This window comes from Actinacidiphila oryziradicis (assembly GCF_005047355.1).
Lineage (GTDB): Bacteria > Actinomycetota > Actinomycetes > Streptomycetales > Streptomycetaceae > Actinacidiphila > Actinacidiphila oryziradicis.
Genome location: NZ_SUMC01000008.1, coordinates 36,774 through 54,537, shown reverse-complemented (window position 1 = coordinate 54,537; position 17,764 = coordinate 36,774). Strand labels below are relative to the sequence as shown.

The window sequence follows — 17,764 nt, the reverse complement described above, 5'->3', positions numbered from 1 at the left end:
AGCCGCACGCAGTTCGAGGAGGCTCCCCCCGGTGCTGAGCACAATGCAGGACGTTCCGCTTACCGTCACCCGCATCCTGACCCATGGAAGGACCGTGCACGGCCGGTCCACCGTCACGACCTGGACCGGCGACGGCCAGCCGCAGCGCCGGAGTTTCGCGGAGGTCGGCGACCGGGCCGTACAGCTGGCGAACGCGCTCCGCGACGAGCTGGGCGTGGAGCGCGACGCACGCGTAGCGACGCTCATGTGGAACAACGCCGAACATATGGAGGCCTATCTCGCGATCCCCTCCATGGGTTCGATCCTCCACACCCTCAATCTCCGGCTTCCCGCCGAGCAGCTGGTCTGGGTCGTCAACCACGCCGCCGACAAGGTCATCCTCGTCAACGGCTCACTGCTGCCGCTGCTCGCGCCGCTGCTCCCCGCACTGGAGCCGGTCGAGCACATCGTCGTCGTAGGGCCCGGGGACACCTCACTGCTGGCCGGCTGCCGCCCCGCCGTGCACGAGTACGAGGCCCTGATCGCCGGGCGCCCGACCACGTACGACTGGCCCGAGCTGGACGAACGCTCCGCCGCCGCCATGTGCTACACCTCCGGCACCACCGGTGACCCCAAGGGTGTGCTTTTCTCGCACCGCTCGGTCTATCTGCACTCCATGCAGGTCAACATGGCCGAGTCCTTCGCGCTGACGACGGCGGACACCACCCTCCCCGTCGTCCCGATGTTCCACGTCAACGCCTGGGGCATCCCGCACGCGGCCTTCATGACCGGCATCAATCTGCTGATGCCCGACCGCTTCCTCCAGCCCGCCCCGCTCGCCGAGATGATCGAGACCGTACGGCCCACGCACGCCGCCGCCGTCCCCACCATCTGGCAGGGCCTGCTCGCCGAGCTCACCGCCAAGCCGCGCGACATCTCCTCCCTCGCCAACGTCGTCATCGGCGGCTCCGCCTGCCCGCCCGCCCTGATGACCGCCTTCGACCCTTACGGCGTCCGGGTCTGCCACGCCTGGGGCATGACGGAGACCTCACCCCTCGGCACCGTCGCCCGGCCGCCGGGCGGGCTCACGCCGGAAGAGGAGTGGCCGTACCGGGTCAGCCAGGGCCGTTTCCCCGCCTCCGTCGAGGCCCGCCTCGCCGGGCCCGGCGGCGAGTTCCTGCCCTGGGACGGCGAGTCCGCCGGTGAGCTCGAAGTGCGCGGCCCCTGGATCGCCGGGGCCTACTACGGCGGCGCCGGCAGCGATCCGGTGCGGCCCGAGGACAAGTTCAGCGACGATGGCTGGCTGCGGACGGGGGACGTGGGCACGATCACGCCCGACGGCTATCTGACGCTGACCGACCGGGTCAAGGACGTCATCAAGTCGGGCGGGGAGTGGATCTCGTCGGTCGACCTGGAGAACCACCTCATGGCCCACCCGGATGTCGCCGAAGCCGCGGTCGTCGCCGTCCCGGACGACAAGTGGGGCGAGCGGCCGCTGGCCACCGTCGTACTCAAGGAGGGCTCGACGGCGACGTACGACACGCTGCGCGACTTCCTGGCGGAACGCATCGCGCACTGGCAGCTGCCCGAGCGGTGGGCGGTGATTCCGGCCGTGCCGAAGACGTCGGTCGGCAAGTTCGACAAGAAGGTGATCCGGCGGGACTACGCGGAGGGCAGGCTGGACGTCACGAAGTTGCGCTGACGGTCCTGCCTCGGCTGAACTTCTGGGTGACTTCTGGGTGGGCGGTGATCCGCTGCCGTCGGCGATGGCTGCGACGGCGGTGTTCTGCCACGACGTCTGTGCGCCTACGTCTTCCCGACCGTGGCCACGGCGTTCGCCGGCGTGTTCATGGCCGGGTTGGAGGCGTCGGCGGTGGAGGGGCCGGCGGTGGCGGGGCCGGCCGGGCTGACCCTGCTGTTCGGCCGACGGCATCCGGGACGTCGTCGGCGCTGGTGGCGAGTCGGCGGGCCAGGGCGTGCACGTGGTCGCGCAGAGCGTCCGGATACTCGATCACGAACGGGCGGTCCAGCCAGGCGAGCACGGAAGGGACCCACTCCAGCCGCTCGGCCCGCAGCCGGACCCGCACCCACCCTCCCCCAGCCTCCGGCCGGGGGGACCCCCAGCCCTCCCCCGCCCCGGAGACAGCTGATGGCCCGGAGGACTCCGGCGAATCACCGGCTGCCTCCACGGCGGGATCCTGCGCCGGGTCGGCCGGGAGCTCCTGCACGGTGGCGAGCCCGGCCGGGAGCCGGTCGCGGACCTGCTCGGCCGTGCCCCGGACCCGTAGCGACACCTCGTGCCGGTAGGGCACCTCGGCGAGCCCGGACAGCACCCGGCCGGCCGGGTCGAACCCTGCGGGTGTCTCGAACGACCCCGGCAGCACCCTCGCGGTCTCGATCCGGTCCAGCCGGAACGTGCGTACCTCGCCGCTGGCCGAGTCCGCCCCGGTCACGTACCAGCGCCCGGAGTGGACGACGATCCCGTACGGGTGCACGGTGCGTTCGCTGCGCCTCCCGTCCCGGGCGGTGTAGCTGACGGCGACCGGCTGGCGGTGCCACGCGGCCTCCGCGAGCATCAGCAGCACGCCCGTCTCCTGGATGGCTGCAGGACGGGCCGGGGCGGTGAAGTCGACGGTCGCCAGCAGCGCGTCCAGTCGGCGGCCGAGCGCCTCTGGCAGCACTCGGCGCATCTTGGCGGCGGCGCTCTCCATGGCTGTGGCGGACTTGGTCACCAGCCCGGCCTGCCGGCCGGCGACCAGGCCGAGCATTACGGCCAGTGCCTCGTCGTCGGTGAGCATCAGCGGGGGCATCCGGTAGCCGGGGGCGAGTCGGTAGCCACCGTACCGGCCGCGCACCGACCGGACCGGGACGTCCAGGTCGATCAGGTGGTCGACGTAGCGCCGGACGGTGCGCTCGTCCACGTCGAGTCGGCCGGCCAGGTCGGCGACGGTGCGGGTACCGCCGGTCTGGAGGATCTCCAGCAGGGCGAGCACTCGGGCGGTCGGTCGGGTCATGTTTGAAAGTGTCCCGCGAATACCGGGCGGATACTGTCCTGTATTCGTCTTAGCGTGCCTGTCATGTCAACCTACGTACTTCTCCCCGGGTTCTGGCTCGGGGCCTGGGCCTGGCGCTCGGTGGCGGCCGAACTGCGCAGCCGTGGGCACGACGTTCACCCGCTGAGCTTGACCGGGATGGGCGAGCGGGCGCACCTGGCCCGGCCCGACACCGACCTGGAGACGCACGTCACCGACGTGCTCAATTTGATCCGTTACGAGGACCTGCACGACGTGGTGCTGGTCGGGCACAGCTACGCCGGTGCTGTGGTGGTCCCGAGCGTGGCGGACCGGATGCCGGAACGGATCGCCCGGCTGGTGTTCATCGACAGCGGACCGCTGCCGGACGGAATGTCCCACGCGCAGTTCGTCCCGCCGGAGCAGCAGGCCCGCAACGCCGAGCTGGTACGCACGGTGGGGGACGGCTGGCGGCTGTCGCCCCCGTCGTGGCCGCAGTTGGCTGCCGGGGTGCCCGGGCTGCCCGGCGGCACGCTCGAGCGGCTGGCGCAGCTGTCGGTGCCGCAGCCGTGGGCCACCGCCACCACCCCGGTCCGGCTGACCGAGGCCTGGGAGAAGCTTCCGCGGCTGCACGTGCTGTGCAGCTTCGGGGCGGAGCAGGTCCGGGCGAAGGCCGGCACCGTTCCCGCATTCCGGCACATGGCGGCCGAAGGCTGGGCCTACCGGGAGCTGCTCGGCTGGCATTGGCCGATGTTCGACCGGCCCGGCGAGCTGGCGGCGATTCTGCACGAGGCGGCCTGACCGGCAGCCCGCACGCCGCGCCCGGCCGGCTCTCCGCCAGCCGGGGCAGGGCCGAGCGCGGTCCGGGCCCGGGTCCGGGCCCGGACCGCCGGGCCGGGCGCGGCATCGACGAGCTCACCGGTGTTTCGGGCAGCGTCAACGAACCCTGCGGGCCAAGACCCGGGTCCTAGTGGTGCTTTGCCGGATTGATGCCAGTTGGTGTCACTTCTGACTCGAGAAGAACTCGAGAAGAAGGGGTCGGGCGAGCCTGCTGCGGCGTGATCCACACAACGAAACTCACACGACAAAGGGAACATTTCATGACCTCGACCGACCTCGCCGGTGCGACTGCGCTGGTCACCGGCGCCACCAGCGGCATCGGCCGCGCAGCGGCCCGCTCGCTCGCCGGACGCGGCGCCCACGTCCTTATCAGTGGCCGGGACACTGCCCGCGGCGACCAGGTCGTCACCGCGATCCGCTCCTCGGGGGGCAAGGCCGACTTCATCGCGAGCGACCTTGGTGACGCCGACGCCGTCCGGGCGCTGGCCCGCCAGGCCATCGACCTCGGCGGCGGACACGTCGACATCCTCATCAACAACGCCGGCATCTTCCCCGCCGGCCCCACCCCCGATACCACCGACGACGACATCGACTCCGTGTACGCGGTCAACGTCCGTGCACCATTCATCCTGGTCGCCGAGCTTGCTCCCGCGATGGCTGCGCGCGGCCAGGGGGCCGTCGTCAACGTGCTGAGCATGGTCGCCCATTTCGGGGTGGCCGGGATGGCTCTTTACGGCTCCAGCAAGGCGGCGCTGACCCTGCTCACCAAGGCATGGGCAGCGGAATTCGGACCCCGTGGCGTGCGGGTCAACGCGGTCAGTCCGGGGCCTACCCGCACCGAGGGGACCGAGCGGTTCGGCGAACAGATCGACCAGCTCGCCTCACTCGCTCCCGCAGGGCGACCGGCGGCACCCGAGGAGATCGCCGCCGCCATCACCTACCTCGTCAGTAAGGACGCGACCTTCGTCCATGGCGCCATCCTCGACGTCGACGGCGGCCGCAACGCGGCGTAAGCGAGCTACCAGCCGCGATCCATCAGTGATCGCCCGCAATACCAAGGCTTGGCTACGAGCCGATCTTGCTGAGCAGGTCGACGATGCGGGCTTGGACGTCCGCACTCGTCGACCGCTCCGCGAGGAAGAGAACCGTCTCGCCGGAGGCCAGGCGTGGGAGTTCCGCCGGGTCAATGTCCACGGAGGTGTAGACGACCATCGGGGTCTGGTGCAGCCGGAAATTGGCCCGCAGCCAGTCGACGATCCCTGGCTGGCGGCGCCGTACCAGCATCAGGTCCATCACCACCAGATTCGGGTGGAACTGCCCCGCCAGCGTCATCGCGTCCGCCTCCGACAGCGCGTGCCCGACCTGCATGCCGCGCCGCTCCAATGTCGCCGTGAACGCCTGCGCGATGGGGAGGTGGTTCTCGACCAGCAGCACTCGCGGCGGGTGCTGCTCACTGTCGCGCGGCGCCAGCGCCTTGAGGAGTACCGCCGGATCGGCACCGTACGCCGCCTCCCGGGTCGCCTGGCCGAGACCGGCCGTGACCAGGACCGGGACCTCGGCCTGGGCGGCGGCCTGGCGCAGCGACTGCAGGGCGGTACGGGTGATGGGGCCGGTCAGCGGGTCCACGAAGAGCGCGGCGGGCGGGTCGGCGACCTGCGCGTCGACCTCTTCGCGGGAGCGCACGATCACCGGGCGGTAGCCACGGTCGGTCAGCGCCTGGCGGGTCGAGACATCCGGCTCCGGCCAGACGAGCAGTCTGCGCGGTTCCTCGAACGGTTCGCCGGGGGCGGGTGCGAGACCGTCCATGTGGGGGTGCTGTTGTGGGTGTTGGTGCTGGTGCTGGTGCTGTTGCTGTTGTGGCTGTAGTGCTGCCTGGGAGGGCTGAAGTGCTGCCTGGGGCGGCTGCGGCGCTGCCTGGGGCGGCTGCTGCCTCTGCCGCACCTGCTGTACGGGGAACTGGCCGCCCGTGCTGGGGCCTGTGTTCATGCCCGGGACCGCCGGGATCGCGCCCTGGCCGGTGTCCGTGACCTCGATCGCGCCGTTGGGGCCGTCCAGGGGCTCGGGGCCCTCGTCGCCCTCGGCGGGGGCACCTATGGCGTACGCACGGCCGGGGGCAAGGGGCGCCAGGGGTGTGGGAGAGGGCGTGGGATCCGGCTCCGGGTGCTGGCGGGGCTCGCCCTCGCCGGGGGCGTTGAGCTTGCGGCGGCGACCGGAGGGGGTCGGTGCGGGGCCCTGCTGAGGTACGCCCGGCTGGGCGAGGGACTGCTCGCCGGTCTGCTGCGGGTACGGCACGCCCTGGCCCTGGGTGCCGGGTGCGGGGGCTCGCTGGGGTACGCCAGGCTGGGCCAGGGGCTGCGGCTGGGCCGGGACCTGGAGTTGCGGCCGGGCCTGGGGCTGCTCGCCGAGTTGCTGCGCGAACGCGACCCCCTGGCCAAGGGTGTGCACACTGATCGAGCGGGCCTGGGCCTGGGCTTGCGCCTCAAGCTGGGCCTGCGCTTGTGCCTGCGCTTGGGCCTGGGCTTGGGCTTGGGCCTGAAGCTGCGCCTGCTGGGCCTGGGCCTGGGCCTGCTCCTGCTCCTGCTCCAGCGAATTCCCGGCGACCGACAGCGCGGCCTGCGGGGCCTGCGGAGCCCGCTGGGTCTGCGCAGGGATGCCCTGCCGGACCACCGCGACCTCTGCCTCCACGGCAGGAGCGGGCTGCGGCTGTGGCTGCTGCTGCCCGCCACTGGCCGCCTCGATCGCGAGCGGTCCCGCCAGGTTGTCCTGCCTGGGCCGGGCCTGGCTCGGGAGCCGTCGGGGGTCGACTATGGCCGGGTTGCGCGGGGCCGAGCCATTGGCGTCCGGCCATTGCTGGGCGGCCGGTGCCGCCGGGAGCGCGGGGACGCCGGAGCCGCTCGGCTGCGGCCCTCCCCCGGCCTCGGGGCGACGTGCCCTGCGGCCGGTCGGGGCCAGCTGGGAGGCGTCCGACGCGCCTGCGGAGGCCTGCTGCTGCGGTGCGTTCCCGGAAGGGCCCGAGGGCCCGGAAGGGAGTGCGGGCAGTGCGGGCAGCGCCGGGGCCTGGACGGCCTCATCGGGCCGCCGGCCCTGGCTCTCCGCCAGCGGACGACGTGCCCTGCGGCCGCTCGGCTGCCCGTCAGGGACGGGCGCCTCGCCGCCCTCGGCGTTCGGTTCCGGGCCGCGCATCGCCCGCCTCCGCCCGGTCGGCGGCTCCGCCGTGCCGGGGCCATCGTCCTGACTCGCGCTCGGCCCCGGCGGCAGCGCGAGTGCGCTGCCTGGGCCCGACGCGTCGCCGGTCGCCTGCCGGGGCCCGGGCGGCTGCCCGCCAGGGTTCGCCGGGCCCAGGGCGCGCGGGCCCGGCGCAGGTGCCGCCGCGGTGCCGCGCTTCGGCTCCACCGGCACCGGCATGACCGTCGTCTCCGACTCACGCGCCGGTTCCCTGGCGGCGGCAGCGGCCCTCGCGGACGCGTCGCCCTTCTTCCCGACCGGCACTTCGAGTACGTAAGAGCTGCCCTGCCCCCGCACCTCGTGCGTCTGCAGGACACCGCCGTGCCGCTCGACGATCCCGCGCGCTATCGGCACATGCACCGGATGGCCGCCCGGGTGCGGGCCGCGCACCTCGATCCGTACGGTGTCACCGCGCTGCGCCGCCGCGACCACGATCGTGGAGTCGCCAACGCCCGGGGCGGCGATCGCCTTGCCCGCCGCGTCGACCCCGGCGACATCCGCGATCAGGTGTGCGATGGCCTGCGCCAGCCGTTCCGCGTCGACCGACGCCTCGATGGGCGGCGCGTGCACCGCGTACTGCGCGCGCCCGGGTCCGATCAGCTCGATCGCGCCCTCCACGCCCGCCGCGACGACCTTGTCCATGCCGGTCGGCACCCGCTCGAGCTTGCCCTCGCCGCTGTCGAACCGCTGGAAGGCGAGCACATTGTCGATGAGCGTGGTGATCCGCGCATACCCCGCCGTGAGGTGGTGCAGAATCTGGTTGGCCTCGGGCCACAGAGATCCCGCCGGGTCGGCGGCCAGCCCCGCCAGCTCGCCGCGCATCTCGTCGATCGGCCCGCGCAGCGCCACCGACAACACCGCCTGCAACTGGGCCGAACGGGCGGCCAAGGCGTCGTAGCGGGACCGGTCGGTGAAGGTCATGACCGCGCCGACCAGCTGCTCGCCCTCCCGCACGGGAGCGGTCGTCAGGTCCACCGGCACCGCCCGGCCGTCCTTGCGCCACAGCACCTGGCCGCGTACCCGGTGCTTGAGGCCGGAGCGCAGCGTCTCGGCGAGCGAAGTCTCCTCGTACGGGAGCGGGGTGCCGTCCGCGCGCGAGTGCTGGATCAGCGGGTGCAGCTCCTGGCCGCCCAGGTCGCTGGCCCGGTAGCCCAGGATCTGCGCGGCGGACGGGTTGACCAGCACCACCTTGCCGTCGGTGTCCACCCCGACGACGCCCTCGCTCGCCGCCCGCAGGATCATCTCGGTCTGGCGCTGCTGGCGCGCGAGTTCGGCCTCGGTGTCCAGGGTGCCGGTGAGGTCCCGTACGACCAGCATCAGCAGCTCGTCGCCCGTATAGCTGTACGTCTCCGCGAACGGGGTGCGCGCGTCGTCCAGATTCGCGCTGGTCACCTCGACCGGGAACTCGCTGCCATCGGTACGCCGGGCCACCATCCGGGTCGGCTTCGTACGGCTGTCGTCCTCGTCGGGACGGCGCATGGTGCCCGGGATCCGCCGTGAGTCGAAGGCCGGCAGCAGATCGAGCAGCCCACGGCCGACGAGTGCGGTCCCCGGCACCTCGAAGGTCTCAAGCGCTATGGAATTCGCGTTGACCACAGTGCCATTGGCATTGACCAACAGCAGCGCGTCCGGTAGGGCGTCCAGTATTGCCGCGAGGCGAGCAGCGCCTCGGGATGGCCTGCTGCTCACGAGACGCGTCCTCCCTGGAATACCGCTCCTGCGATACCTGCAACACCTGCCACCTGCGCGACTGCCTGCGGCCTTCGGCCGATACCGGTGGGCGGCCCATCTTGCCGCCGCCTCCGCGGCATGTCACTAGAGGGAGTGTACGGGCAGGCGTTGGGGCGGTGGCCGCAGATGCCCATGTCCCCCACGCCCTCTGAGCGTTCGAGGTTGACTAGCCGGAGTGTGTCCTCGGTCACCCGTCATCCTGCATACCCCAGCGCGGTTCCGACAATACCGGCGCCATATTCCGCCAGCGGGCGATCTCGCAGCCGTTCGCCTTGCTGTAGGCCGCGTGCACGGGCATCCCGTGCCAGCGCCCCGTCACGGTCGCCGTCTGCGACCCGCCGTAGATCATCGTGCACATCCGTCCCGTCGGCACCGGCCCCATCGGCCCGCCCAGCTCCTCCAGCCTTTCGCACGCCCTCTCCGGATCCGGATGTGTGCCGCTGGGCGGGTCACACTCCAGCTCGTACGACACTCTGCGCCCCGCTCCATCGTCCACCGTCACAGTCAGGTGGTCGCCTGAGGAGCCGGGGTCCGCCATCGCCGGCGCCCCGCCCAGCAACGGCAGGCCCAGCGCGAACGCGGCAGTCAAAGGCACCCGGGTGAATCTCATGCCCTGTCCCTATCTCCTCCCGCCCCTATATGCCGCGCATCTCACCCGATCGTGGGCGCGTCGCCACCCCGCCCCCGGCACCGCCCCCGGCCGGCCCCGTCCGCCGAGCCCGCCCGCGCCCGGACCGCCGGCCGAGGGGCGCGCCGACGGAAGGCCTTTGCCCTGCGCATGGGCGGCCTAGTACTGTGGACTGCGATTGGTGGCGGCCCACTGGGCTGTGTCATCATCGTCCACACACACCGCGCACGCGCGGATGTGCGGGGAGGCTTCGCCTAGTCCGGTCTATGGCGCCGCACTGCTAATGCGGTTTGGGACTTACATCCCATCCGGGGTTCAAATCCCCGAGCCTCCGCTCCCCGAGAAGCCCCGGCCACCCGCCGGGGCTTCTGGCGTTTTCGAGCGTTTCCGCAGGTCAGTGGTGGTGCGGCAAGTGTGCGGCAAACGGATTTCACCTCGCGCCGCAGGTCATGTAATGTTGTTCCCGCGAAGCAGACCGGCCAAAAACACCGGGAAGCACGAGCACTCGTAGCTCAACGGATAGAGCATCTGACTACGGATCAGAAGGTTGCAGGTTCGAATCCTGCCGAGTGCACAGCAGGTCAAAGCCCCCTCTCGATCATCCGGGAAGGGGCTTTTTCGTGCCGTACAGCAGCGAAGTAGAGCAACGGCCTCAGCCGAAGAGTTCACCCTGCCGCCGCAGCGCTTCGCGGGTCTGCTCGTCGGTCACATGGGCGCAGACCTCCGGCGTCATCGAGATCTGCGAGTGCAGAAGGATCTTCTGCGCCGCCTTCGGGTGCACGTCGAGGGCGACCAGGAGCGAGCTGCACGTGTGCCGGGTGTCGTGCCGCCGGATCACCCGGACGCCAGCGCGACGGGACCGGGCTGGGAACATGCGCGACAGGTTCCCCGGCTCGATGGGCGTGCCGTAGCGGGTGGTGAAGACCGGACCGGCCCTGTCCTGCCACAGCTCCCCGGCGTCCGTCCGTGCCTTGCGCTGCTGATCACGACGGATCTTGAGCGCGGCCAAGCAGAGTGCTGGGAGCGGCAGTTCGTCGTCAGACTCCTCCGTTTTTGCCTCGCGGTGCAGCAACTCACGGCCAGCGCGCTGCAACTGCTCATCGACACGTAGCGTGCCCGCCTCGAAGTCCACCGCGTCCCAGGACAGGCCCAGCACCTCACCCCGGCGCAGCCTGTATGTCCGGGGTCCGTGCGCTACTCAGCCGAGCTTGGCAGCTGCCGTCTTATACTCGCCGGCCTGCGTCGGGGTGAGGAGCTGGGAGACGCGAACCACGGTGGCGCCGTGGACGTAGTCGTATTCGACGAGGGCGGGAATGCTCTTGGTCACCGCCTGGATGTACTTGGCGCGGGCCTCCGCGTCGGCCTGACTCGTGAACACCTCCACGCCGCCACCGAGCTCCACGTCGCCCTTCTTGAAGTACGCGGTGTCGGCCTTGGAGATACGGGAGTCCGCGAACGTCACCTTCGATGTGTACTGGTTGGGGCGGCCGAGCAGGTGGTTGCCGTCGTTTTCGGCGGTGACGACCCCGGTGAGCCGGGCGGTGGTCACGGTCGTGGAGATGGCCTTGAGTGCCGCACTGGCGTCGAGCGGTGTGCTGGCGGCGGTGCCCTGGGTCGCGGCTGGGCTGCCGGCGGCGGGTGCGTTCGGTCTGGGGCTAGTGCCGCATCCTGCGAGGAGCAGAACGGCGCCTGCCGCGGGTAGCGCGGCGGTGCGGGTGTGGTGCATTGGTCCCCCTTGGGCGTGTGATGGCTCATTCGACCGGATCGCCCGGGAGTTCGGGGGAGGAGTTGCCGATTCGTGACGCTGCGGTTCCGGCGCGTCATGCGGCCGGGCAGTCGGCCAGATGTTTTCCCGGACTCGGGAAAGTTTTGGCGCGCGAGGACCGGCCCCGCTAAGCCCGCGGACGACCTGCGTCGCCTTCCGGGCAACGCGGGGTGGGAGCTGCCTCCCACCCTTCGCCGAGCTGGGCCAGTGTCTTACTGGTCCATCCCTCTGACCAGTGCTTCGCAGGGTGCGTAAATGCGCACCTTCCGGCTCTCGGCGCGGGCCGCGGTTGCAGTGGCCCGTCGGCGGATCTGCGACTGCGGACGTCACAACCGCTGGACGGCGAACAGTTCCAGGTGTGCGCAGTTCGGACAGCGGAAGGCGTCGATCCGCCATTGCGGCAGGCCCCGCGTCTTAGCCATGCCCAACATGCCCCGCTCAAGCAGGCCCCCGATCCACCGCGCGTCCCCGCGGGCGCCTTGGCCGGTGTCGCTTACGAAGCCCTGCTCCAGCCCAACCTGACCGCAATGGGTGCACCGTATGTTGTTCATCGAGGGAGTGTATGTGGGGTCGACCTGGGCGTATGGGTGAGCCCCGACCGCGAGTGCTCAGCGGACGGGGCTCGTAGGTGGATCAGCGGGTCGGCCCGTCGCCGGGCTGGCCATACGTCACGGTGTACGGCGCGCCGTCCGCGTCGATGACCGTGGCGGCACCGAGCCGCTTCGGGCCCCTCCCGCGCGGGGCGACGGCTTGCAGCTTCCTGGCGTACTCAGCGAGCCGGACGTACTTCGGGTTGACCCACTCCATGGGCACCTCCTATTTGTGTCGAGCATGGCACGGCTTGCCGGGCTCAGGGGTTCATGCACGTCACTTCACAGTTGGGCGAGTGCTGGCAGTCTGCGGCGACCGCCAGGGCGAGACCCTCGGTGGGGCTGCCCCACAGTTCCAGATCGGGCGCGTACCCCGCCGTCGCCATGAGCGTGGTCGTACGGGTGATGACCGTCGGGTCGTAGCGGTCGGGGTCGGGCTGCTGCGGCTGGTGGTGGACGTAGCCGCCCAGTCCGTCGCAGAGCTTCGTGTACGCCTTCGTGTGGAGGATGAGGGCGTGCCACCCCTCGTCGACGACGCGGGAGGGTGCGATGCCGGCGTTCGGGTGCTCGGCTCCGGTGGCGACGAACTTGAGCGCCTCCGTGACGATCCGCTCGCACATCTCCTGCGCCATCTCGGGGTTGTTGCCCTGGACGGTCTTGACGACCGCCGTGAATGTTTCGTCGTCGATGAGTCCTCGTGCGTAGTGGGTCATACGTCCTCCCCTTTCGTTGGCGGCGCGGGACTGCCCCGCGCCGTTGTGCTTTTGCGGTGGTGCACCGCCCGCCTGCCGTCGTGGAGGTACCGGCGGACGGGCGGCGGTCTATGGGGGCGGCGCCCCGTCGGCTGGCAGGGCTCGCCACGGCCGGGTGATGGCCTCGCGGTAGATGTCGTGGCGGGTACGACCGGCGTGCTTGAGGGCCCACAGCTGCGCGGGCTCGATGTCCTCGAACGGCAGGGACTTCTCTCCGCACGCCGCGCACTGCATGGCGTGGGTGATCGGCTCCGCGTCCGGCTCCTGGTTGAGGGCGATCGTCCATGCGACGAACCGCAGTACCGCTCTCTTCACTGGCCACCCACCCGCAGGCGCATAGCCGTGTTCCGTACCGACGTCCGTGCGCTCAGCTCTTCCCGCGCGGTCAGGGGCCGGATCTTCTCGGGCTTCACGTCCCACTCGGTGCCGCCCTCGATGCCGCGCAGCTGTACGTAGCCGCCGATAGCCGCCATCACGACGGCGTCGCGGGAGCGCTTGGTGTCGCGCACGAACGCCCCGACCGGCGGTACGCCCTCCGGCCATCTGGTCCCCTCGGTGGTGTTCACCGGATGACTGCCGCGTCGAGAGTGGCCAGGGCGTGGCGCAGAGAGACCGGGTCAGTGAGGCACCGAGTCCGCGTCGGGGGTACACGCCAGTGCGGCCCCCCGGTGCGCTGCGGGCCGGGCACGGCAAGATGCGTGGCAGCGCCCTGGACGTACACGCCCGACCCTGGCCGGATCTGCCAGACCTCGGCTTCTCCCGGCGGTACGAGCCAGTACAGGAGTGCTCCGCTGGGGTCCTTGATGACTGCGCCGCACGCCGGGCCGAGGGCAGTCAGGACGCTCTCACCGAGGTAGCGCGGGACACGCACGGCGTCCCACCACTCGCCCGCCGCGCGCATGGCGACGGTTCGGCCGGTGGGAAGCCATTCAAGGGGGTGCTCGGTGCTCTTGGTCACCCTGACAGGATCTGGTGACTCCGCGTATCGGCTCGATACCCGACCGGTAATCTCACAGTGGAATCACTTTCCATCCCGCCATGAACACCCGGGGGCAGCGATGCCGGCAGCGCTCGTACCGATCGGCCTGCCTGACTGAGCATGGCAGCGCGCTGAGGTCCGCCAAGCCCTGCGCTCCCGCGACGTCGGCGCAGTGTTCCGCTACGTGCAGCAGTACAGCGGCGCCAGCCAAGCCAAGATCGCGGCGGCCGTTGACATGACGCAGGGCCGGGTGAACGAGGTCATCAACGGCCGTCGGGAGGTGTCCCGCCTGGACGTGTACCAGCGGATCGCCGACGGGCTCGGCATGCCCGACGACGCCCGGCACCTGCTTGGCCTGGCCGCCGGCCGTGAAGTGCGCAGCGGGGGGCAGGCGTTCGATCTCGCCGCGTTCCCGGAGGTGGTGCGGGTCTACGCCTCGCAGGCCTCGGCCGCTCAGGAAATCCAGATTCAGGCCCGCGCCGCCGCAGAGCTGGACGTCCTCGCGGTGCGCGGCCTCGGCATCGTCGGCCTCAACGACTCCCTACTGCGAGGCTCCATGACGCGCGCAGACGGCGAGGCGCCGCGCGTGCGGGTGCTGCTGCTCCACCCCGAGTCGCCCGCAGTCGCGCTGCGGGCAGCGGAGATCGGGGAGTCCGCCGAGTCCCTGGCCGGCGGGGTACGGCTCGCGGAGACCCGCTTGCGGGAACTGTCCGGCGCGTGCGACCTGAGGGCGTACCGGTACCGGATCTTGCCGACGTGGCGCATCATCCGCCTGGACACGACCATGTACGTGTCTGCTTTCGACGCCGGGTGGGAAGGCCACGAGAGCGCGACGTACAAGGTGATGGAGACGCCGCACGGCCCGCTGTACCGGGGCTTCCGGCGGATGTTCGAGGCCCTGATCGGCGATGCCGAGCAGACGATCTGAGAAGGAGGGGCGGTCCGTGATCGAGGCCGAGTTGAAGGCGCGCGTCCAGGATCCGGAGGGCGTCATGGCGCGCCTGGAGAAGCGCGTTCCGGGGCGCCCGGAGGTGTACCGGGATACGTACTACGACGACCCCGCAGGCGGCCTCGACGCGAGCGACCGCGAGTTGCGGGTACGCACCGTTCACGGGCCGGACGACACCCGCTCGGTCCTCACCTACAAGGGCGCCCGGGTGGATACCGCGTCAGGGTCGAAGCCGGAGCACGAGACGCGAGTCGAGGATCCGGAGGCGGTGCACGCCATGCTGCGCGGCCTCGGCTACGTGCCCACCATCGCGTTCGAGAAGCGCTGCAGGAACTACGACTTCACCGCGGCCGGCCGCCGCATGCTGGCCACCCTGGTCCGCGTCCCGGAAATCGACGGAACCTTCATCGAGGTCGAGACGATCGTCGACGAGGACGACGTGCACACGGCCCTCGCCGATGTCCGCCAGGTGCTGGCCGAACTCGGCATCGGGGAGCAGGACCTGACGACCGAGCTCTACACCGACGCCGTAGTCGCCCGCCGCAACGCCTGACCCCCGGAACGCACGGAAGCCCCCGCGCCGGCGTACCGGGCGGGGGCTTCGCCGTGCTCGGTCAGTCCGGCACGAGAGCCCGTCATCTGGCTGACCCCGCGCCGCGTGGCTACTCTCGAATGTATGTACGAGTTGCCGCCGGACCTGGAGCGCCTCCGGGTGATCCGTGTCTACCTGCAGATGCAGCTCGCCGCGGTCGACGCGAAGATTCAGCAGGCCGAGAAGGCTGCCGCGGCGCCGCCGGAGCCACGTACCGAGCTGGCGTGGCGGCTGCAGCACGTGCCCAACCCTGATGGCGAGACTGGCCACGGCGTGGTGCACCGTGATAGCTGCCGCATCAAGGGCGGCGGACGGCTCGACCGGAAGGCGCTGGATCTGGCGCTGACCATGCCGGATGTCACGACGTGCAGCATCTGCCAACCGGAACGCGGCCTCGACCCATGACCGGCCCCGGACGCAACGAAGCGCCCCTCCCGCTGGCCGCGGAGGGGGCGCCGTGGTCGATGCCGGGCGGTCGGTCCGGCTAGGCCGCCTGGTCCTCGCCGTACACCGCGGCGATCCATTCATTGAAGGCGATGCTGAGTGTCACAAAGCCGTGGGCGATGTCGGACAGGTCTTCAAGGTCGACGGGGGCCCTCTCCAACCCGACCTTGCGATGGCGCATGCGGAAGGTGTGCGCGATCCCTGCGGCGTCGTAGATGGCCGTGCCGTGTACGTACCGATTCCGTCGCTTGACCAGCTCGGCCGCACGCCTGAGCAGCTCCCTGAGCTCGACTCGCTTCGCTTCGGCTATGTCGGTGTGCGCGTCGATCAGCGTCTTGCACACCTCTATGGCTCTCGAGGACGACTCGCCGGCAACCAACAGAGCCCCGTAGGGGCTGTCGCACAACTGCTGCGCAACAATCACGAGATAGATATCCGTCATCGCCGCCTCGCGGACCATCGCTCCAAGTCTGCGATCGAAATCGTCCATATTGATGGCTACGGGTGCGGGTTCTGTCATTTCGACAGCTTCTGCGAACGCGATCTACCGTGGCAAGGGATTTACGTCGCCAGTATCAGCGGGTGCCGTGCCCGTAGGCGCGGGCCTGTCACTGTGCGTCAGGGGAGGAATGAACCGCGGGGCTGGAGGGGCCCGTTTTCGGGCCTGCGAGGCTGGTCTACGGCCTGCTTCCCCACCAGGGGCTTTACCGCTGGTCAATCCAGGGAGCTGGGGTCAGGGAGGCAGTGAGGGAGAACTCCCCGCCTCCTTAGCGGCCTCTCCTTACTCAGAGTCACTTTCTTCGGTGTCGTTGGCGCGCTCCGCGAGGGCTTCCAGGACCCTGGCGCGACTCACGTGCATCTTCTCGCTGTTGGTCTTGTACGGCTCGGCACCGAAAGGCCTGAGCAACTGCGTCAGGTCCGATGCAGTCCAGCCGCGGTAGTGGCTGGGGTTGCGCTCGACGAGCCGCTGCCGGACCTCATCAGTGAGCATGCGCGGCTCGTCGCCGAGGACGGCGGCGACGTCGGCGAGCGGGTCGACCTTCTCGGCCGGCTCGACCGCGGCCCGGGTGCTCACGCCGGACCGGCGAGCCTTGCCTCGGTCGGCGATCTCGGCGGCTTGCTCGTCGTCGATGAAGTGCGTCCGGATGGTGACGGACGCCTCGCCCGGGGCCAGTTGCATGCCGGAGCCAGGCCACCACCAGCGTGACCTTGTCGAGGCCCTGGCGGAGCTTGTGCGGCGCCGCGCCGCCATCGATGGCCTTGTCGCCGAGCGCCATCTTGGCCTGCGACTCGGTGCCGACGACCAGCGAGGCACGGATGTGAGCGCCCTCGCGGACCAGCTTCGGGAGGTTCTGGTCGGTCGGGTCCTGCGTGCCCTGGTAGAGCAGCACGTCCGCGCGACGGCCCTGATTGTGCAGTTCGCGGGCCGCCTTGAAGTATCGCGAGGTGGCCTTCGTCCCGCCGTACTGGCGCCCGTCCTCGCCCTTGGCCGGGCACATGAACGCGACCTGCGCCTCGTCCACGATCAGCGGCTTGAACTTCGTTCCCGGCGGGGCCATGAGGCGCCTCTGCATCTCCCGCACGCCCTCTTCCAGCATCTCCGTCACGGTGATGACGTGCTCATCCATCGGACCCTGGATCAGCACGGTGGCCAGGCCGTCGAACATCCCCCAGCCGCCGGCGCCTTTGAGGTCGCCGATGCGGAACTCGACCGTGGGGTCGAGGGCCAGCCACAACGCCAGGGCCCGTGCCGCGGAGATCGATCTCGGCGCAGTTGGGGCTGTTGCCCGTCACCACGCTCGCCGTCAGGGAGGCCGTCCCACCCCCGAGCGCGGCCAATCCGGACCCGTTGTTGTCCGCGATGGTGTCATGGCTGCCGGTGAGGGCTTCGACGTGGTTGAAGTCGGCGAAGAGGATTCCGGCGCGGGCTCGAAGGCCTGCCGACGGCAGCGCGCGTTCCCCGGCTGGGACGGGTGGAACCGGTATCCGTCAACAAACATGACTGGCCGTCATGTGAGATGGGCAGGACGGGGCTGCTGCTGTGAAATCTCATCGAATTACTGAGAACTGCCTTGCAAGTCAATGAGAAGACCGCACCGCGTCTTGACCCCGAGTGCACCTACGGGGAGCATCCCAACGGGTGCATACCACATGGATCCCACTGCCTCGGTGATCCCGCCACCGGATCGAAAGAATGTGACCATGAGACGATTGGCAGCACGTAGCCGGCGTCAACGCGAACGCCCGGGCTTGGGTGGGCAGTTGTCGGGACCACCATC

17 protein-coding genes, 2 tRNA genes and 2 pseudogenes are annotated in these 17,764 nt (G+C 70.5%); 8 read left to right on the top strand and 13 right to left on the bottom strand.

Features of this window, described 5'->3' with window-relative positions:
• Window positions 1-31: 31 nt before the first annotated feature.
• Window positions 32-1,681, top strand: a complete 1,650-nt coding sequence (locus FCI23_RS11170; protein WP_136723347.1) for a long-chain fatty acid--CoA ligase — start codon at window positions 32-34, stop codon at window positions 1,679-1,681.
• Between the two features lie 145 nt (window positions 1,682-1,826).
• Here FCI23_RS11170 and FCI23_RS11165 read toward each other — a convergent pair whose 3' ends face one another.
• Window positions 1,827-2,993, bottom strand: coding sequence for a helix-turn-helix transcriptional regulator (locus tag FCI23_RS11165; protein ID WP_136723346.1), 1,167 nt, complete (start codon window positions 2,991-2,993; stop codon window positions 1,827-1,829).
• A gap of 63 nt (window positions 2,994-3,056) precedes the next feature.
• Between FCI23_RS11165 and FCI23_RS11160 the strand changes: the two genes are divergently transcribed.
• Window positions 3,057-3,791, top strand: a complete 735-nt coding sequence (locus FCI23_RS11160; RefSeq protein ID WP_136723345.1) for an alpha/beta fold hydrolase — start codon at window positions 3,057-3,059, stop codon at window positions 3,789-3,791.
• 299 nt (window positions 3,792-4,090) lie between these two features.
• A complete protein-coding gene (locus FCI23_RS11155) occupies window positions 4,091-4,843 on the top strand; it encodes an SDR family NAD(P)-dependent oxidoreductase (RefSeq protein ID WP_136723344.1) in 753 nt (250 codons plus the stop codon).
• Window positions 4,844-4,895: 52 nt separating this feature from the next.
• Here FCI23_RS11155 and FCI23_RS11150 read toward each other — a convergent pair whose 3' ends face one another.
• Entirely contained in the window at window positions 4,896-8,744 is a 3,849-nt protein-coding gene (locus tag FCI23_RS11150; RefSeq protein ID WP_136723343.1) for a response regulator, read from the bottom strand.
• A gap of 229 nt (window positions 8,745-8,973) precedes the next feature.
• Window positions 8,974-9,396: an SSI family serine proteinase inhibitor gene (locus tag FCI23_RS11145; protein WP_136723342.1), complete on the bottom strand. Its 423-nt coding sequence runs from the start codon at window positions 9,394-9,396 to the stop codon at window positions 8,974-8,976.
• Between the two features lie 261 nt (window positions 9,397-9,657).
• On the opposite strand from FCI23_RS11145, the gene FCI23_RS11140 reads away from it, so the two are divergent.
• Window positions 9,658-9,748: transfer RNA gene (locus FCI23_RS11140), tRNA-Ser, on the top strand.
• Between the two features lie 167 nt (window positions 9,749-9,915).
• Window positions 9,916-9,988: transfer RNA gene (locus FCI23_RS11135), tRNA-Arg, on the top strand.
• A gap of 78 nt (window positions 9,989-10,066) precedes the next feature.
• Here FCI23_RS11135 and FCI23_RS11130 read toward each other — a convergent pair.
• The 8 genes and pseudogenes from FCI23_RS11130 to FCI23_RS11100 all read right to left on the bottom strand — a co-directional run.
• A pseudogene (locus FCI23_RS11130) lies at window positions 10,067-10,585 on the bottom strand (site-specific integrase); the annotation flags it as partial.
• Between the two features lie 27 nt (window positions 10,586-10,612).
• Entirely contained in the window at window positions 10,613-11,140 is a 528-nt protein-coding gene (locus FCI23_RS11125; RefSeq protein WP_136723340.1) for a hypothetical protein, read from the bottom strand.
• A 365-nt stretch (window positions 11,141-11,505) separates the two neighbouring features.
• On the bottom strand, window positions 11,506-11,730 hold the full coding sequence (locus FCI23_RS11120) for a hypothetical protein (RefSeq protein WP_136723339.1): 225 nt from the start codon (window positions 11,728-11,730) through the stop codon (window positions 11,506-11,508).
• Between the two features lie 82 nt (window positions 11,731-11,812).
• Entirely contained in the window at window positions 11,813-11,986 is a 174-nt protein-coding gene (locus FCI23_RS56310) for a hypothetical protein (RefSeq protein ID WP_169316763.1), read from the bottom strand.
• A 43-nt stretch (window positions 11,987-12,029) separates the two neighbouring features.
• On the bottom strand, window positions 12,030-12,482 hold the full coding sequence (locus FCI23_RS11115; RefSeq protein ID WP_136723338.1) for a glycine-rich domain-containing protein: 453 nt from the start codon (window positions 12,480-12,482) through the stop codon (window positions 12,030-12,032).
• A gap of 108 nt (window positions 12,483-12,590) precedes the next feature.
• Window positions 12,591-12,836 (bottom strand): DUF7848 domain-containing protein, encoded by a 246-nt coding sequence (locus FCI23_RS11110; RefSeq protein ID WP_136723337.1) that lies wholly within the window; start codon window positions 12,834-12,836, stop codon window positions 12,591-12,593.
• The gene (locus tag FCI23_RS11105) at window positions 12,833-13,087 is read right to left on the bottom strand and encodes a hypothetical protein (RefSeq protein WP_136723336.1); all 255 of its coding nucleotides are present in this window, start codon (window positions 13,085-13,087) and stop codon (window positions 12,833-12,835) included. The genes FCI23_RS11110 and FCI23_RS11105 overlap by 4 nt, the downstream gene beginning before the upstream one ends.
• Window positions 13,084-13,479, bottom strand: coding sequence for a hypothetical protein (locus FCI23_RS11100; RefSeq protein WP_246143634.1), 396 nt, complete (start codon window positions 13,477-13,479; stop codon window positions 13,084-13,086). The genes FCI23_RS11105 and FCI23_RS11100 overlap by 4 nt, the downstream gene beginning before the upstream one ends.
• Window positions 13,480-13,672: 193 nt before the next feature.
• Between FCI23_RS11100 and FCI23_RS11095 the strand changes: the two genes are divergently transcribed.
• From FCI23_RS11095 to FCI23_RS11085, 3 genes are all read left to right on the top strand, one after another.
• Window positions 13,673-14,428, top strand: coding sequence for a helix-turn-helix domain-containing protein (locus tag FCI23_RS11095; RefSeq protein WP_246143633.1), 756 nt, complete (start codon window positions 13,673-13,675; stop codon window positions 14,426-14,428).
• Window positions 14,429-14,444: 16 nt separating this feature from the next.
• Window positions 14,445-15,002 carry a class IV adenylate cyclase gene (gene cyaB, locus FCI23_RS11090; protein ID WP_211265283.1) on the top strand — a complete coding sequence of 186 codons (558 nt, stop codon included), beginning with the start codon at window positions 14,445-14,447 and terminating at the stop codon, window positions 15,000-15,002.
• A gap of 123 nt (window positions 15,003-15,125) precedes the next feature.
• Window positions 15,126-15,446 (top strand): DUF6233 domain-containing protein, encoded by a 321-nt coding sequence (locus FCI23_RS11085; protein ID WP_136723334.1) that lies wholly within the window; start codon window positions 15,126-15,128, stop codon window positions 15,444-15,446.
• A 79-nt stretch (window positions 15,447-15,525) separates the two neighbouring features.
• Here FCI23_RS11085 and FCI23_RS11080 read toward each other — a convergent pair whose 3' ends face one another.
• Both FCI23_RS11080 and FCI23_RS11070 read right to left on the bottom strand, forming a co-directional pair.
• Window positions 15,526-16,005 (bottom strand): hypothetical protein, encoded by a 480-nt coding sequence (locus FCI23_RS11080; protein WP_136723333.1) that lies wholly within the window; start codon window positions 16,003-16,005, stop codon window positions 15,526-15,528.
• Window positions 16,006-16,266: 261 nt separating this feature from the next.
• Window positions 16,267-17,239, bottom strand: a pseudogene (locus FCI23_RS11070) (ATP-binding protein); the annotation flags it as partial.
• Window positions 17,240-17,764: the final 525 nt, after the last annotated feature.

Coding starts and splice junctions, on each gene's coding strand:
- FCI23_RS11165 (WP_136723346.1), bottom strand. CDS start 2,993: ATGACCCGACCGACCGCCCGAGTGCTCGCCCTGCTGGAGATCCTCCAG.
- FCI23_RS11160 (WP_136723345.1), top strand. CDS start 3,057: ATGTCAACCTACGTACTTCTCCCCGGGTTCTGGCTCGGGGCCTGGGCC.
- FCI23_RS11155 (WP_136723344.1), top strand. CDS start 4,091: ATGACCTCGACCGACCTCGCCGGTGCGACTGCGCTGGTCACCGGCGCC.
- FCI23_RS11145 (WP_136723342.1), bottom strand. CDS start 9,396: ATGAGATTCACCCGGGTGCCTTTGACTGCCGCGTTCGCGCTGGGCCTG.
- FCI23_RS11125 (WP_136723340.1), bottom strand. CDS start 11,140: ATGCACCACACCCGCACCGCCGCGCTACCCGCGGCAGGCGCCGTTCTG.
- FCI23_RS11120 (WP_136723339.1), bottom strand. CDS start 11,730: ATGAACAACATACGGTGCACCCATTGCGGTCAGGTTGGGCTGGAGCAG.
- FCI23_RS56310 (WP_169316763.1), bottom strand. CDS start 11,986: ATGGAGTGGGTCAACCCGAAGTACGTCCGGCTCGCTGAGTACGCCAGG.
- FCI23_RS11115 (WP_136723338.1), bottom strand. CDS start 12,482: ATGACCCACTACGCACGAGGACTCATCGACGACGAAACATTCACGGCG.
- FCI23_RS11085 (WP_136723334.1), top strand. CDS start 15,126: ATGTACGAGTTGCCGCCGGACCTGGAGCGCCTCCGGGTGATCCGTGTC.
- FCI23_RS11080 (WP_136723333.1), bottom strand. CDS start 16,005: ATGACAGAACCCGCACCCGTAGCCATCAATATGGACGATTTCGATCGC.